This is a genomic window from Chryseobacterium sp. FG46 (assembly GCF_057809135.1).
The window spans coordinates 17,130-32,790 of record NZ_JBMDJJ010000020.1 but is presented as its reverse complement, the minus strand read 5'-3'; the positions used below and the strand labels follow the sequence as shown (position 1 = coordinate 32,790).

14 protein-coding genes are annotated in these 15,661 nt (G+C 36.0%); 12 read left to right on the top strand and 2 right to left on the bottom strand.

The window, feature by feature from the left end; genetic code table 11:
- Nucleotides 1-49: 49 nt before the first annotated feature.
- The 3 genes from ACODR7_RS15050 to ACODR7_RS15040 all read left to right on the top strand — a co-directional run bounded on the left by ACODR7_RS15050 (nucleotide 50) and on the right by ACODR7_RS15040 (nucleotide 4,373).
- Complete coding sequence (locus ACODR7_RS15050; RefSeq protein WP_488840246.1) at nucleotides 50-1,303, top strand: sensor histidine kinase; 1,254 nt, start codon at nucleotides 50-52, stop codon at nucleotides 1,301-1,303.
- 12 nt (nucleotides 1,304-1,315) lie between these two features.
- Nucleotides 1,316-1,999 carry a response regulator transcription factor gene (locus ACODR7_RS15045; protein ID WP_488840244.1) on the top strand — a complete coding sequence of 228 codons (684 nt, stop codon included), beginning with the start codon at nucleotides 1,316-1,318 and terminating at the stop codon, nucleotides 1,997-1,999.
- Nucleotides 2,000-2,075: 76 nt separating this feature from the next.
- The gene (locus ACODR7_RS15040; protein ID WP_488840242.1) at nucleotides 2,076-4,373 is read left to right on the top strand and encodes a GH92 family glycosyl hydrolase; all 2,298 of its coding nucleotides are present in this window, start codon (nucleotides 2,076-2,078) and stop codon (nucleotides 4,371-4,373) included.
- 149 nt (nucleotides 4,374-4,522) lie between these two features.
- Here ACODR7_RS15040 and ACODR7_RS15035 read toward each other — a convergent pair whose 3' ends face one another.
- Entirely contained in the window at nucleotides 4,523-5,860 is a 1,338-nt protein-coding gene (locus tag ACODR7_RS15035; RefSeq protein ID WP_488840240.1) for a dihydroorotase, read from the bottom strand.
- A 101-nt stretch (nucleotides 5,861-5,961) separates the two neighbouring features.
- Here ACODR7_RS15035 and ACODR7_RS15030 point away from each other — a divergent pair, with 101 nt between their 5' ends.
- The 8 genes from ACODR7_RS15030 (at nucleotide 5,962) to ribA (ending at nucleotide 13,039) form a co-directional block, all read left to right on the top strand.
- Nucleotides 5,962-7,416, top strand: coding sequence for a lipopolysaccharide biosynthesis protein (locus ACODR7_RS15030; RefSeq protein WP_488840238.1), 1,455 nt, complete (start codon nucleotides 5,962-5,964; stop codon nucleotides 7,414-7,416).
- Between the two features lie 153 nt (nucleotides 7,417-7,569).
- Complete coding sequence (locus ACODR7_RS15025; RefSeq protein ID WP_076596908.1) at nucleotides 7,570-8,586, top strand: sugar phosphate nucleotidyltransferase; 1,017 nt, start codon at nucleotides 7,570-7,572, stop codon at nucleotides 8,584-8,586.
- A 105-nt stretch (nucleotides 8,587-8,691) separates the two neighbouring features.
- A complete protein-coding gene (lolB1, locus tag ACODR7_RS15020) occupies nucleotides 8,692-9,537 on the top strand; it encodes a lipoprotein insertase outer membrane protein LolB1 (RefSeq protein WP_488840236.1) in 846 nt (281 codons plus the stop codon).
- Entirely contained in the window at nucleotides 9,534-11,096 is a 1,563-nt protein-coding gene (locus tag ACODR7_RS15015) for a murein hydrolase activator EnvC family protein (protein WP_488840234.1), read from the top strand. The genes lolB1 and ACODR7_RS15015 overlap by 4 nt, the downstream gene beginning before the upstream one ends.
- 31 nt (nucleotides 11,097-11,127) lie before the next feature.
- Entirely contained in the window at nucleotides 11,128-11,340 is a 213-nt protein-coding gene (locus ACODR7_RS15010; protein ID WP_076596910.1) for a twin-arginine translocase TatA/TatE family subunit, read from the top strand.
- A 15-nt stretch (nucleotides 11,341-11,355) separates the two neighbouring features.
- The gene (locus ACODR7_RS15005) at nucleotides 11,356-11,970 is read left to right on the top strand and encodes a DUF4254 domain-containing protein (protein WP_488840231.1); all 615 of its coding nucleotides are present in this window, start codon (nucleotides 11,356-11,358) and stop codon (nucleotides 11,968-11,970) included.
- Entirely contained in the window at nucleotides 11,967-12,425 is a 459-nt protein-coding gene (locus ACODR7_RS15000) for a hypothetical protein (protein ID WP_079240316.1), read from the top strand. The genes ACODR7_RS15005 and ACODR7_RS15000 overlap by 4 nt, the downstream gene beginning before the upstream one ends.
- A gap of 17 nt (nucleotides 12,426-12,442) precedes the next feature.
- Nucleotides 12,443-13,039 carry a GTP cyclohydrolase II gene (gene ribA / locus ACODR7_RS14995; protein ID WP_488840229.1) on the top strand — a complete coding sequence of 199 codons (597 nt, stop codon included), beginning with the start codon at nucleotides 12,443-12,445 and terminating at the stop codon, nucleotides 13,037-13,039.
- Between the two features lie 240 nt (nucleotides 13,040-13,279).
- Here the strand turns inward: ribA and ACODR7_RS14990 are convergent, their stop codons facing one another.
- Nucleotides 13,280-13,828 carry a hypothetical protein gene (locus ACODR7_RS14990; protein ID WP_488840227.1) on the bottom strand — a complete coding sequence of 183 codons (549 nt, stop codon included), beginning with the start codon at nucleotides 13,826-13,828 and terminating at the stop codon, nucleotides 13,280-13,282.
- Between the two features lie 116 nt (nucleotides 13,829-13,944).
- Here ACODR7_RS14990 and ACODR7_RS14985 point away from each other — a divergent pair, with 116 nt between their 5' ends.
- Nucleotides 13,945-15,648 (top strand): glycoside hydrolase family 3 protein, encoded by a 1,704-nt coding sequence (locus tag ACODR7_RS14985; RefSeq protein WP_488840225.1) that lies wholly within the window; start codon nucleotides 13,945-13,947, stop codon nucleotides 15,646-15,648.
- The last annotated feature ends 13 nt before the right edge of the window (nucleotides 15,649-15,661 follow it).

Sequence of the window (15,661 nt, the reverse complement as noted above, 5' to 3'; positions counted from 1 at the left end):
TTAATAATAAAAGATAAATAGATATTTTTGGATAATATTGTTTCAGGAAATGAAAATAAAAAGACTCAATATTATCATAACGCTGGGATTCATTGCTATTATCGGGATTTTAATAGCACAGCTGATGTGGACGCACCAAGCTTATAATCTTGAAGATAAAAAATTTAACCAGAAGGTCAACATTGCCTTAATGGAGGTTGCAGAAAAACTTTCCGGAGGAAAGACTTCCTACACCGAAAATCCTGTACAGAATATTGCGAATGACTATTATGTGGTTAATATCAACAATGAATTTCACCCCGTAGTTCTTGAATATTATCTGAAAACAGAGTTCACCCGCTTCCAGATCAACACAGATTATGTGTATGCATTATACAATTGCCACAGTGATAAAATGATCTATGGAAAATACATGACCTCTCATCAGGAAAGTCCCGGCAACAAGGTGATCAATTTTCCGAAGCATAAAAATCTGATCTATTACTTTTCCATCCGTTTTCCTGATAAAACCACTTATCTGATCAGTTCATTACGATTCTGGTATCTGCTTACATTTGCTCTTATCATCATCCTTTTGGTGTATGTATATTCTATCTATACAATCATTCAGCAGAAGAAGTTTTCGGAACTGCAGCGTGATTTTATTAATAATATGACTCATGAGTTTAAGACTCCTTTATCTTCGATACTTTTGGCTTCGGAAGCTCTCAATAAGCAGGAACTGGTAAAGGATAATTCCAAACTGCAGACCTATACTTCCATTATCATCAATCAAAGTCACAAGCTTAACAGCCACATTGAGAAAATATTGAATATTGCTAAAAATGATGCGGCAGGACTGTCATTAAAGCCTCAAAAAATCCTGTTACTTCCTTTTATTCAGGAAATTGCTGATAATATTCGGCACAAAAACAAAGACCTCAGCATTGAGATTGATATTGAAAACAGTACTTCAGTAATGGCAGATGAATTTCACTTTACCAATATCATTTACAACCTGCTGGATAATTCCATCAAATATTGTGAAACAAAGCCTGTGATTGAAATTTCAGCTTATAAAGATTCAAAAGGTTTATATTTAAAGTTTAAAGATAACGGAATGGGGATTCCTGCTAAAAATATTCCTCATATTTTTGATAAATTTTACAGGGTACATACCAAAAGAAGTGAAGAAGTAAATGGTTTCGGACTGGGATTATTTTATGTAAAAAAAGTAGTTCAGCAGCATCACTGGAAAATTTCTGTGGAAAATAATGAAGACAAAGGAATTAGTACAACGCTCTTCTTTCCGTTTTCAAATTAATCATGTGTAAGTATGGAGAAATCTAAAATTTTATATGCCGAAGATGACAAAACAATAGCTTTTCTGGTGGAAGACAGTTTGGAAAGTTATTATGACATCAGCTGTTATTCTGACGGTGAATCTGCTCTGGAAGCATTTAACAGTAAGGATTTTGATATCTGCCTGCTGGATATTATGATGCCTGGCATGAACGGATTTGAGGTGGCACAGCGAATCCGCAGTAAAAATGCTGAGGTTCCGATTATTTTTATCTCTGCAAAAGCATTAAAAGAGGACAGAATCAAAGGACTTAAAATTGGAGCTGATGATTATCTGGTAAAGCCATTCAGTATTGAAGAACTGATGCTGAAAATTGAGGTTTTCCTTAAACGTACTAAGAAAACAGATACTACTCCTTTACAATATAAGGTGGGCAAATATAATTTTGATCCTAAAAACTATACCCTTCAAGGGATAGAAAACAGCATTACTCTTACCCAAAGAGAATCAGATCTCCTCTTATATTTTATCCGCCACAAAAACCTGGTGGTCAAAAGACAGGACATTCTAAAGGCAATCTGGGGTGATGATGATTATTTTATGGGACGAAGCCTTGATGTATTTATTTCCCGATTAAGAAAAGTACTGGCTGAAGAGCAAAACGTTTTAATAGAAAACCTACACGGAATAGGTTTCCGATTTTCTGAAAAAGAATAAATAGCCCTTAACTACTTTAAAACACAAAAGCAAATGATGATTTTAATTAATTTTAAACTTTGAAAAATTGTCATTAATGAAAAATCACAAGTCTATTGTTTTTCTTTCTCTAGCATTTTTAAGTGCAAACTTTCATGCTCAAAAATTTGAAAAATTAATACAATATGTCAACCCTCTGATCGGAACCGAAAAAATGGGGCATACATATCCGGGAGCCACTGTTCCTTTTGGTGCTGTACAGTTAAGCCCTGAAACAGATACTATCTCTTATGAACTTAATGGAAAATACAATGGTGAGGTGTATAAATACTGCGCCGGCTACCGTTATGAAGATAAAACCATTGTGGGATTCAGCTCTACCCATTTCAGCGGTACAGGACATTCTGATCTCGGAGATTTTCTGGTGATGCCTACCGTAGGAAAACTTCAATTGAATCCCGGAACAGCAGCTAACCCTGAAAACGGCTACAGAAGCAGATTTTCACACCAGAACGAAACTGCAGAAGCCGGATATTATAAAGTAAAACTGGATGATCACAATATTCTTGCTGAGCTTACAGCAACGCCAAGAGTGGGAATTCACCGCTATACTTTCCCGAAGTCTGACCAGGCTCATATTATTCTGGATCTGATGGCCGGTATTTACAATTATGACGGGAAAAATGTATGGACCTACGTGCGGGTAGAAAACGGAAATACCATCACAGGTTACCGCCAGACCAACGGTTGGGCGAGAACCAGAACGGTTTATTTTGCTATGAAGTTTTCAAAACCTTTTAAATCTTACGGTCAGCAAAACTTTGATGAAAAGCAGGTTTACAAAGGATTCTGGAGAAAATTTGATCAAAATAAGAACTTCCCAGAAATTGCAGGTAAGAACCTGAAAATGTATTTTGATTTTGATACCAATGAAAATGAAGCGATTGAATTAAAATTGGCCATTTCTCCGGTAAGCCAGACCAATGCTCTGGAAAATCTGGAAAAAGAAACCGGGAATATGACTTTTGATCAGGTTAAAGCTATAGCCCAGGACAACTGGAACAAGGAATTAAATAAAATTGTCATCAAAGGTTCTGATACGGAAAAGACGAATTTTTATACCGCCATGTACCATACCTTCATCAACCCCACCACTTATATGGACGTTAATGGAGAATATAAAGGACTGGATCAGAATGTTCATAAAGCAGATGGCTTTACCAATTATACCACCTTCTCTCTGTGGGATACTTACCGTACGCTTCATCCTTTCTTTAATATCATCCAGCCTCAACGAAATGGTGACATGGTAAAATCCATGATGGCACATTATAATCAATTCTCAATGAAAATGCTGCCTGTCTGGCCACATTATGCCAATGACAACTGGTGTATGAGCGGCTATCACAGTGTAAGCGTTGTGGCTGACGCTATTATCAAGGGAAATTATGAAGGTGATCCTGAAGAAGCATTGAAAGCTTGTATAGAAACAGCTAATAAAAGGAATTACGAGGGCATCGGACAATACATTGATCTTGGATATATTCCGGCTGAAAAAAACGGAACATCAGTTTCCAATACATTAGAATATGCCTATGATGACTGGGCTATTGCTCAACTGGCAAAACATTTAAACAAAACAGAAATCTACAATCAGTTTATCAGGCGATCTGAAAACTGGAAAAATAATTTTGACAAAACCATCGGGTTTATGCGTCCGCGTTTGGCAGATGGAAGCTTTAAAAAAGATTTTGATGTACTAAGCACCCATGGGCAAGGCTTTATTGAAGGCAACTCATGGAACTACAATTTCTTTGTTCCACAAAATCCTGATGAACTGATTACCATGATGGGTGGAAAGAAAAAATTTGCATCAAAACTGGACGAGCTGTTCACCATGCATTTACCTGATGAATTCTTTGCAGATACTGAAGATATTACACGGGAAGGAATTATTGGTGGATATGTTCATGGGAACGAACCTGCTCACCATGCTGCTTATTTCTATAACTGGGCAGGGCAGCCATGGAAAGCGCAGGCACAGATCCGCCGTATTCTGGAAATGCAGTATAAAGCAACACCGGACGGACTGGGCGGAAATGATGATGCCGGACAAATGAGTGCATGGTATATTTTGAGTTCATTAGGTTTCTATCCTGTAGCTCCTGGATCAGAGAACTATTCTATCGGAAGCCCGGCGATTGATCACGCTGTACTGAATCTGGAAAACGGAAAAACTTTTGAAATTGAAGCGATCAACCAAAGTCCGGAAAATGTGTATGTTCAGAAAGTTCTTCTGAATGGAAAAGAGATTAAGAATTTCACGTTGAAGCATTCTGAGATTATGAACGGAGGGAAACTTACTTTCTATATGGGAAATAAAGCGAAGAAATAAATAATGAATAAATATATTCTCGCAGATTGTGCGGATTTGGAAGATTCTTAAAACAAGAAAGCGGGCTAAAGCCCGCTCCTATTGATTATTATAGTTTCTGAGAGAGTTTTTGCAATTTTATGATTTCGCTTTTTTGCCTTTTTGCGCTATTAATCTCTAGGTTCAAAAAGTAATCTCTCTCCAAATTTCTCTTCTGCAATTGTACCATTATCATACACCAGATGTCCGTTGACAAATGTATGGGTAACTTTAGAATGGAAATTCATTCCTTCCAGTGGACTCCAGCCACATTTATACAGTAAATTGTCTTTGGAAACCGTCCAGTTTTCATTCAAATCTACTAAAACTAGATCTGCTTTATAGCCTTCTCTTACAAAACCTCTTTTTTCAACTTTAAAAAGAATAGCAGGATTATGAGCCATCTTTTCAACGATTTTCTCAAGGGAGATTTTACCGTTTTTATAGTTTTCAAGCATTACCACCAGTGAATGCTGTACCAAAGGTGCTCCTGAAGGACATTTTGTATACACATTGTTCTTCTCTTCTGCAGTATGTGGAGCATGATCTGTAGCAATCACATCTATTCTGTCATCCAGCAAAGCTTCCCAAAGCGCATCTTTATCTTTTTGAGTTTTTACAGCCGGATTCCATTTGATAAGACCTCCTCTTGTTTCATAATCCTCATTGGTAAAAGTAAGGTGATGAACACATACCTCAGCGGTGATCTTTTTATCTTGTAAAGGAATATCATTTCGGAAAAGTTCCATTTCCTTTGCTGTTGAAAGGTGAAAAACATGAAGTCTCGCTCCTGTTTTTTTCGCAAGTTCAATCGCTTTGGATGAAGATTTATAACATGATTCTTCACTTCTGATCAGATGGTGGAATTTTACAGGAATATCATCCCCATATTCATCCATATATTTCTGAGTATTGGCTCTGATGGTAGCTTCATCTTCACAGTGAACAGCAATCAGCATTTTGGTATTGCTGAAAATGTTTTCCAGAGTTTCAGGATTATCCACCAGCATATTTCCTGTAGATGATCCTAAAAATAACTTGATTCCCGGAACATTTCTAGGGTTTGTTTTCAAAACTTCCTCCAGATTATCATTTGTTCCTCCCATCATAAAACCGTAATTGGCATATGCTTTTTGGGAAGCAATTTCATATTTGTCTGCTAATAGCTCCTGGGTAACAGCGTTTGGAACAGTATTCGGCTGATCTATAAAACTGGTGATCCCTCCCGCAATTGCTGCTCTTGATTCGCTTTCAATATCTCCTTTATGAGTAAGGCCCGGTTCACGGAAATGCACCTGATCATCTATTACTCCAGGAAGAAGATACTTATCTGATCCATCAATGATCTGATCGGCAGCTTCAGAAATGCCGGCAGCTATTTTAGAAATTAAATCATTTTCTATCAGGATATCGCTTTCAAAGATTTTCCCTTCATTGACGATATTTACATTTTTTATAAGAACTTTCATTTCAATTTATTTCTCTGTAAAATTAAGATTTTAAGTTTTAATTCACCCCAAAATCGCAAAACGAATGCTTAAAGTTTTACATTTGCAAAAAAAATTCGACTTTGTATAAGAAACTATTAGGACAGACAGCGGTATATGGGCTTAGCTCCGTATTGGTCCGTATTTTTCCATTTATCATTGCACCCATCGTTACAAAGGCCTTCGGACCAGCTGCTTCGTCACCGTTTGTAGACTGGTATTCCATTGCAGGTGTAATTACGGTATTGCTTACACATGGCATGGAAACTTCTTTCTTCCGATTTGCACAAGAGGATAACATTGACAAAAAAACATTGATTTCAACCTGCTCAATGAGTATCATCAGCATGGGATTAATTTATCTTATTCTAGGCTATGTCTTCAGATTTCAGCTTGCTGAGGCCTTTGAAACTCCTGATCAGGTCAATTATCTAATCATATTCTTATTCATTCTCTCATTAGATGCATTTTCCACTATTCCATCTGCTATATTGAGATTACAAGGCAAGCCATTAAAATATATGTTTTCCAAGGTAGCCGGCTCCCTGGTTTACTTTTTACTGGTTTTATTCTTCATTAGATGGCTTCCTAAACATCCTGAGGGAGTACTTGGGTTAAAATATAATCCTGACTTCGGAGTCGGATATGTTTTCGTTGCCAATCTCATCCAAAGTATAATTACCCTTTTGATTGTAGGAAAGGAATTCTTCAGCTTCAGCATTTCCAAATTTGATTTCGGATTATGGAAAAGAATTATGAACTACTCCTGGCCGGTAATGATTGCGGGATTAGCCGGTATAGTGAATCAGACATTGGACAGGCAGTTCTTGAAATACCTTCTTCCCGGAGAAGAAGCACGTCACCAGATTGGAGTATATGGAGCAGTTTACAAGATTGCTACCTTTATTACTGTGTTCAGACAGGCCTATCAATTGGGTATTGAACCTTACTTTTTTTCAAGTTTCAAGAACAAGGATTCTCACAAGACCTATGCTGTATTGATGGATATTTTTGTGGTATGCAGCTGTATCATTTATATGGCACTCATGGTAAATCTTCAATGGATTTCAGAAAAATACCTGAGAAACCCTCTCTACTATGAAGGGATTGAAATCATTCCTTTTATAATGCTAGGAGCTTTATTCCTGGGAATCTACCTTAACCTTTCCATATGGTATAAGTTATCAGACCAGACAAGAGTTGGTTTATATATTTCTGTTATTGGAGCATCTATCACAATTCTTATCAACTTCTTATTCATTCCTCAATATGGATATTGGGCAAGTGCCATGGCAGCGCTGATTACCTTTATGTCTATGATGATCATTTCCTATATATGGGGACAAAAGCAATATCCTATTCATTATAATACAGGAAAAATACTGATGTATCTGAGCTTCACCATTATCGGCTCATTGATTTCATTCTATTATTTCAGAACCAATTATTTGATAGGCAACCTATTTCTCATATTATTCTTAGCTTTGGTACTTTTTAAGGAAAAGACGATAGTATCCAAAATCATCAAAAGACCTTAAACTTTGGTCTTTATTTTGCTTGTAAACAAACCTATTGTTAATCTAAACAATTATTTAAAAAGATATAAATCATACTTCATCAAAGGTTTTAATTATTATCTTTAACTTAAATATTCAAAACAACTAACAAAACATCTTTTATACATATAATTTATGAAAATTATTGTCCCTATGGCTGGACGTGGTTCCAGATTACGTCCACATACACTGACAGTTCCAAAACCTCTTATTCCTATTGCAGGAAAACCTATCGTACAGAGATTAGTGGAAGACATTGCTAAAGTTGCAGGAGAAAATATTGAAGAGGTAGCTTTTATCATCGGAGATTTTGGACCTGAGATCGAAAGATCCCTTATTCAGATTGCTGAAAAGCTGGGAGCAAAAGGAAGTATATATTATCAGAACGATCCTCTTGGGACCGCTCACGCTATCAAATGTGCAGAACAGTCTATGCAGGGAGATATCGTTATTGCTTTTGCAGATACTCTTTTCCGCGCAGACTTCCAGTTGGACAAAAATTCTGACGGTGTAATCTGGGTAAAAAGTGTTGAAGATCCATCCGCTTTCGGAGTAGTAAAATTAGATAATTATGGTTTCATTACCGACTTTGTTGAAAAGCCAACTACTTACGTTTCAGATCTTGCCATTATCGGTATTTATTATTTCAACAGCGCTGAAAAGCTAATGGAAGAAATTAATTATATCATGGATAATGATATTAAAAACGGAGGCGAATACCAGTTAACAACAGCTCTTGAAAACCTTAGAGCTAAAGGCGCTAAGTTTACCCTTGGAAAAGTAAATGACTGGATGGATTGCGGTAATAAAAATGCTACCGTAGAAACCAACAGCAAAATTCTTGAATACGAAAGAGAGGAAATGACTCATTTTCCTGCTTCTGCTGTGATTGAAAACTCCCTGATCATTCAGCCTTGCTTTATTGGAGAAAATGTAAAAATATCCAATTCAAAAGTAGGACCTGGTGTTTCATTAGGAAACAATACCATCATTGTCAATTCAAATATTGAAAATTCCCTGATCCAGGAAAATACAAGAATCAATCATGGAAATCTATCCAATTCTATGATCGGTAATTCTGCACAATATTTCGGAGTTTCCAGAGAAATTTCTTTAGGTGACTATTCTGTTTTAGATTTTCTATCTAAATAAGAATATAAAATATTTAACTTAAACAACACATCATCAAACCACACAAAACATTTTGTGTGGTTTGGCGTTAATATTGCAACGTATTTTTTAATTAAAGATAAATACATGAAAAACTGGCTCCCATTTCTTTTATTGCTTCTTGCCTTATCATCCTGTAAGACCCGTAATGCTGCCCAAAACAATACTGATCATACACGGGACAGCATTAATACTGCAAAAGACAATGGAAATCCAAAAGATGTAAATGAACCGGTAAGTGATAAACTTACTTTCTATGAACATGTATTAATTCCGCCAAAATTTGAACAAATCAAAATAGACAGCAAAGTAAGAGTAGAAACAGGAAGTTATGTTCCTACACTGGACGCAACCATCTATATTGAAAATGATAAAAAGGTTTGGATGAATCTTAGAGCATTATTCATCAATGCTGCCAGAGGTATTGCCACTCCGGAAGGTATAAAAGGACAGGATAAAATTAATAAAACCTATATAGATTCCGATTTTGACTATCTTAATAATCTGCTGAATGTTAATTTCATTGATTATAAATCATTGGAAAAAATCTTACTGGGAAGAACCTTTGTAAAAATCAACGACAGACAGTTTGATCTCACTCAAAATGCACAGGGTTTTAAAATGGTTTCCAATAAAAATCAGAAAATAGTAACGGATGAAAAAAACAGAGAGTACAAAGTGGCCCTCCAATACGACACCAATTACGATTTGTTAGCCGTCAATTTAAAAGATATTCTGTCATCAGATGAACTGGAAGTTTCATACAGTGACTGGAATGAATACGAAGGAATACGTCTTCCGAAAAATGTTAAAATAATTATAAAAGGCTCAAAATCTAGTCAGATTTTACTGGAAAACACGAAATTTGACTTTTCGAGGATGGAAACACCTTATTCTGTACCATCCAGTTATAAGAAAATTGAGATTAAATGATTAGAAAATTTAGCTTTTTAATAGGTGTTTTGATGTTCGGACTGCACCAGGGACAGCAGACCAAAGAACAGCTGCAGAAGCAGAATGCCGAACTTAAAAAACAAATTGCACAAATAAATACCGATTTAGCTAAAACCAGAAGTGAATCTAAACTTTCCGTAGCCTATCTTTCTAATGTCAACCAAAAATTGGTTTTAAGAGAAAAGGTTTATAATAATACACAGAAAGAAAAAAGATTCATTGAGGATGATATCTACTTACGTCAGCTGGAAATCAACCGTCAGAATAAAGAGCTGGCCGTTTTGAGGAAAAACTATGCTGAAGTTTTGGTGAATGCTTATAAAAACAAAGGAGTACAGAACAAAGTAACTTTTATACTTTCTGCTAAAAATTTAGGAGAAGCTATACGAAGAGTTCAGTATCTGAAACAATACTCAGACTATCAGGATAAAAAAGCAGCGGAAATCACAGATGCTGCCAATCTTATTAAAAAGACCATCGCACAAAAACAAAATTCTGTAAAAGCGAAGGAATCTCTTTTGGTTAACCAACAGAAAGATCTGGCAACCATCAATGCTGAAAGAGCTCAAAAAGAACAATTAGTAGCCGAATTCAAGAAAAATGAATCCAAATTAACAGCTGAACTTAAGCAAAAACAAGTTCAGTCTAAAGCATTGGAAGGACAGATCAGAGCTATTATTGCAGAAGAGATCAGAATTGCCAAAGCAGAAGAAGAAGCCAGAAAAAAGGCGGAAGCAGAAAAAATACGTTTAGCAAAACTGGCTGCTGAAAGAGAAAAAGCAAGAATCGAGGCGGAAGCTAAAGCAAGAGCTGAAGCCCTTGAAAGAGAAAGAAGAATTGCTGAAGCTGAAGCTAAGAGAGCCGCAGACCTTGCAGCAAAAAGAGCGGAAGAAGAAAGAAAACGTAATGAAGAAGCAGCAAAGGCAGAAGCTAACGCAAGAGATGAAGCCAGAAGAGTAGCCGCTAAAAAAGCTTCTGATGAGGCGAATGCAAGAGCTAAAGAAGCTGCCAATAAACTCGTTGCCGCGAGAGCAGCAGAAGCAGCTCTTACAAAAAGAAAAGAAGAAGATAAAAAAGCAGCGGAGACCAAAGCCATGACAAGCTACGGAGTTTCCACCGCTACAGGAAACAGCTTTGCAGACAACAGAGGACGACTTAGTTATCCTGCAGACAGAGCCGGACAAATTACTCACCGTTTCGGAAGACAGCCACATCCGGTTTTTAAAAATATTACAGAAGAAAATAACGGGATCAAAATTTCCGTTCCTTCAGGTACACGTGCAAAATCAGTGTTCCCGGGATCAGTATCTTCAGTTCTCGCCAACAATGACGGAACAAAGACTGTAATCATTAAACACGGAAGTTATTTTACCATTTATTCCAACTTAGGAAACGTAAGTGTTTCCAAAGGACAGCAGGTTTCATCAGGAACTCCGGTAGGTACAATCGCTCAGGATTTTGATGGTGCTTATACACTTGATTTCCAAGTATGGAACGGAAGTACACCAGTTGATCCATTAGGTTGGATTTCATATTAAAAAAAGTGTAACTTTACAAAAATTTTAAGAGATGAATACACTAACAATACTTGCCTTATCTTGGCAGCACATCCTTATCGTAGCAATACTTTTGGTATTACTTTTTGGAGGAAAGAAAATTCCGGAATTAATGAGAGGAGTAGGTTCTGGAATCAAAGAATTTAAAGATGCAGTAAAAGAAGAAGATAAACCAGGTTCTGAAAACAAATCGGCTTCCAACAATAACAATTCTTCCAGCAACTAAAATTCCGTAGAATTAATGAAATTTACTGAGACTGCATGGAAAGTCTTCAATCAAGCTATTGAAGACTATCACGTGTCTGATGACGTTAACACTCTAATTAATAACCCGTTCGAAAAAGATAGTTTGGAACGGATTTTGTATGCAAAGAACTGGATTGATACCGTTCAATGGCATTTGGAAGATATAATTAGAGATGAAAATATTGATCCGGCTGAAGCTCTTCAACTGAAGAGAACAATAGACGCTTCCAATCAGAAAAGAACTGATCTGGTAGAATATATTGACAGCTGGTTTCTTAATAGGTTTGAAAATATAACTCCTAAACCTGAAGCAAAAATAAATACAGAAACTCCCGCTTGGGCAGTAGACAGGCTATCAATTCTTGCATTAAAGGTTTATCATATGTCGTTAGAAGCTCATAGAGAATCCGCTTCTGAAGAACACAGAAACAACTGCCAGGCCAAACTGGATGTTCTGCTTACTCAGAAAGAAGACCTATCAACTTCTATAGATCAGTTGCTTACTGATATTGAAAACGGTAATGTTAAGATGAAAGTGTACAAACAAATGAAAATGTACAATGATGAAAGTCTTAACCCAATCCTTTATCAAAAAGGGCAACAAAAATGAAACGACTATTTTTCTTTGGAGTACTTATCATATTAACATCTTCCTGCGCAACGGAAAAGCTTAATCTTTCTCCGTTGTCAAATAATTTTTATAGTGATGCTAAAGGTTCTGATTCAGACAGAAGCTCAAAGAAGAATTTTAATATCAATATCAAACAGAATGTCAATGCCTCTGAAATTTCAAACATGATCTCTACTTTTCCCAAGTTTAAAAACAACGGATTAAATGATGAGATTACCAGCTTGAAATACAGTCTTCAGAATTATTTATATGCTATTGATGCCAGCAATTCTGCAGGAAAAAGCAGAGCCCTTAAAAGCTTCGAAAAATCATATAAAAAAATTCAAAAGCTAAGGCAAAATCTTGACAGAGACGACGATGAAGTTCTTAACAGATATCTGGTGCGTTTAAAAACCAATATTTCTGTTATTGAAGATACTTTGCCAGGAAGTTAAAACTAATTGAACTATCAATGATTAAAATTCAGGCGGAAGCCAATGTTCCCACAGAGCACGGCACTTTCCGAATGATTGCTTTCTCCGAAAACGAAAACGACTGGATGCCCCATATGGCCATTGTTGCGGAAAATACAGATTTTTCAAAACCGGTCAATGTTCGTTTCCATTCAGAATGTATTACCGGAGAAGTTTTCCATTCAAAAAAATGTGAATGCGGCCAACAATTGGATGCTGCAATGAAATATATCCATGAAAACGGTGGAATTATCATCTACCTTCGCCAGGAAGGAAGGAACATCGGGATCATCAACAAACTGAAGGCATACTCACTACAGGAAAAAGGTCTGGACACTGTACAGGCTAATCTTGAACTGGGACTTCCTGCAGATGACAGAAACTTTGATATAGCCATTGAAATCCTTAATCTACTGGATGTAAAAGATATTAACCTTCTTACCAATAATCCTGAAAAGGTAAAGTATGTGGTAGACAGCAATATTCACCTTAATTCAAGGGTACCGTTACAGATTCCTGCCAATGAAATAAGCAAGGGATACCTGCAAACAAAAAAAGACTTCTTTGGACATCTTCTTGATGACAATGATAACTAAATAAAAGAAAACCTCAGAGCAACTCTGAGGTTTTTTTATTGATCCTTTTTCCAGCTCATACAGACTCAAAATTACCCTCTGAACATTTTGATACAGATAAAAAAATATACTTACATTAAAAGCTTGCCATATTTATATTGTGATAAATATCTTCCCTATTTTTAGCAATAAATCAAAAGCCCCGGAAGATATTCTCCCGGGACTTTTTTAATTATAAAAAACTGAAAAGATATTTCTAAATTATTTAGTCTTGATTTTAGACTCGTCGATATTGTAATATTTAATTACACTTTTATAATCGTTGTAATCTACGGCAGTACCTTTCGCCATTTTTGCTCCACCAGTTCCTGTTCCATTTGCAGGAAGAATAAGAACTCTGAATTTTTTATTCTGATAGTATGACGGATTCGCTGTCAAGCTGAATGTATTTGTAGAATTAATATTAATAGTAGCAGCATATTTACTGAAATCAAAAATATAATCTACAGCATCATTATTTGCATTCCCCACATAAGATGTATACGGAAGAAGTTTCCATACAGGAGAATCTCCATCAGTTCCAATCTGCATATAAATAAGCACCATATCGGATTGTACTAATGGCTTGTTAAAATCATCACTCCATCTGTAAAGATTGTCGGTAATTTTAGTAAAAGTAGGGCTTATATCAAATGATTGGTTTATTGTATCATAATCTGTTCCTTGTACTACAGTATCATCATTGTTATCACAGCTATAAGCAGTAAAACCTACAGCACCCAGGAATAAGAAGAGAAGTATTTTTTTCATTTCTATTAAAGTTTAGTTATTATACATATTGCGTATTCAAATCATATACCAAAAAACTCAAAAACTTTGTTTTCCTCACTTTTTTAATTGTATTTTTGTTCTTATTCAAAAAAGTCATGAAGAAATTATTATATACTTCACTCTTTATTGTCGCATTGATAAACCCTAATGTGAAGGCACAATATCAGCCGAAAAATGTTTCCAAGGAAGATGTAAAAAAAGCTCAGCAATGGGTTGATACCACATATAAAAATCTTTCTCAGGATGAAAAACTAGGACAGCTTTTTATTGTGGCATTATATACCAACAGAGGAGAAGACTATATCAGCCAGGTAAGAAACATTGTTACGAATGATAAAATAGGCGGTCTGATTTTAATGCAGGATGATGCAGCAAGGGAAATTAATCTGGTGAATGAATTTCAACGAACCTCTAAAGTTCCTTTAATGATCGGAATGGATGCAGAATGGGGAATCTATCAGAGAATTGCCAAGGCTCACAAATTTCCATGGGCAATGACATTAGGTGCTATTCAGGATAAAAAACTGCTGTATCAGATGGCTGCAAAAATTGCAGAAGATTGTCACAGAATGGGTATCAACTGGGATTTTGCACCTGTAGTAGATGTAAATACCAATCCTAATAATCCGATTATTGGTAACAGAAGCTTCGGATCTGAAGTAAATAATGTAATCAGCTCTGCCCTATCCTATTCTAACGGTCTTCAGGATAATAATATCTTAGCTGCTATTAAACATTTCCCGGGACATGGAGATACCAGCACAGATTCTCACCTTGATCTTCCTGTAGTTTCTCACAATATTGAAAGACTTAACACCGTGGAACTGGCTCCATTCAAGGCATTAATGAATAAAGGAATTGGCGGGGTAATGGTTGCTCATTTATATGTTCCAGGCTTAGAATCTGGAAAGGGAATCCCAGCTTCAGTTTCTAAAAATATCATTACAGGATTACTGAAAAATAAATTAGGATATAAAGGTTTAATCATCACAGATGCTCTGAACATGGGCGCTGTAGCGAATAAATACCAACCGGGCGAACTGGATGCTATGGCCTTTAAAGCAGGAAATGATATTATGCTTTTCTCTCAAGGTGTTTCTGAAGGTAAAAAACTGATCCAAGAAGCTATTGATAAAGGAGAAATTCCACAATCCAGAGTGGAAGAAAGTGTGAAAAAGATCTTACTAACAAAATATTTTCTTGGCCTTACCCAATACACTCCTAAAAACCCTGAAAACATCAATAAAGATTTAAATAACGATTCTCACACCCAATTGGTACAGAATCTTTATTCCAATGCCCTGACTTTATTAAAGGATGAAAAGAAATTACTTCCCCTTACAGAAAAACAGATTTATTATGTTCCTCTGGAAGAAGCGCCTTATCAAACTTTTGCCAACCGATTAGGAAACAATGCCATCATTAAAAAAGCTGGCGAAATTAATACGATTCCAGCGGGATCTACAGTTATTGTAGGTTTCCACAAAGACAATTCTACGGCTTATAAGCCCTATAAAATATCAGCAGAATCTAAAAAAATACTTTCCGATCTTACCAAAAATCAAAATGTTATTTTGAATGTATTCGGAAGTGCTTATGCATTAAAGGATATTGATATTTCAAAAGTTTCAACAGTTCTTGTTTCTTATGAAAACAATGACGATTCTATGAATGCAACTGCAGATGCTTTAAACGGAAAGACAAAAATATGGGGAAGACTTCCTGTATTGGTTAATGATCAGCTGAAGCCTGGAATAGGTCTAGATCTAAATGTGACAACCTCAACAAACACCAAATAATACAAAACTAAAA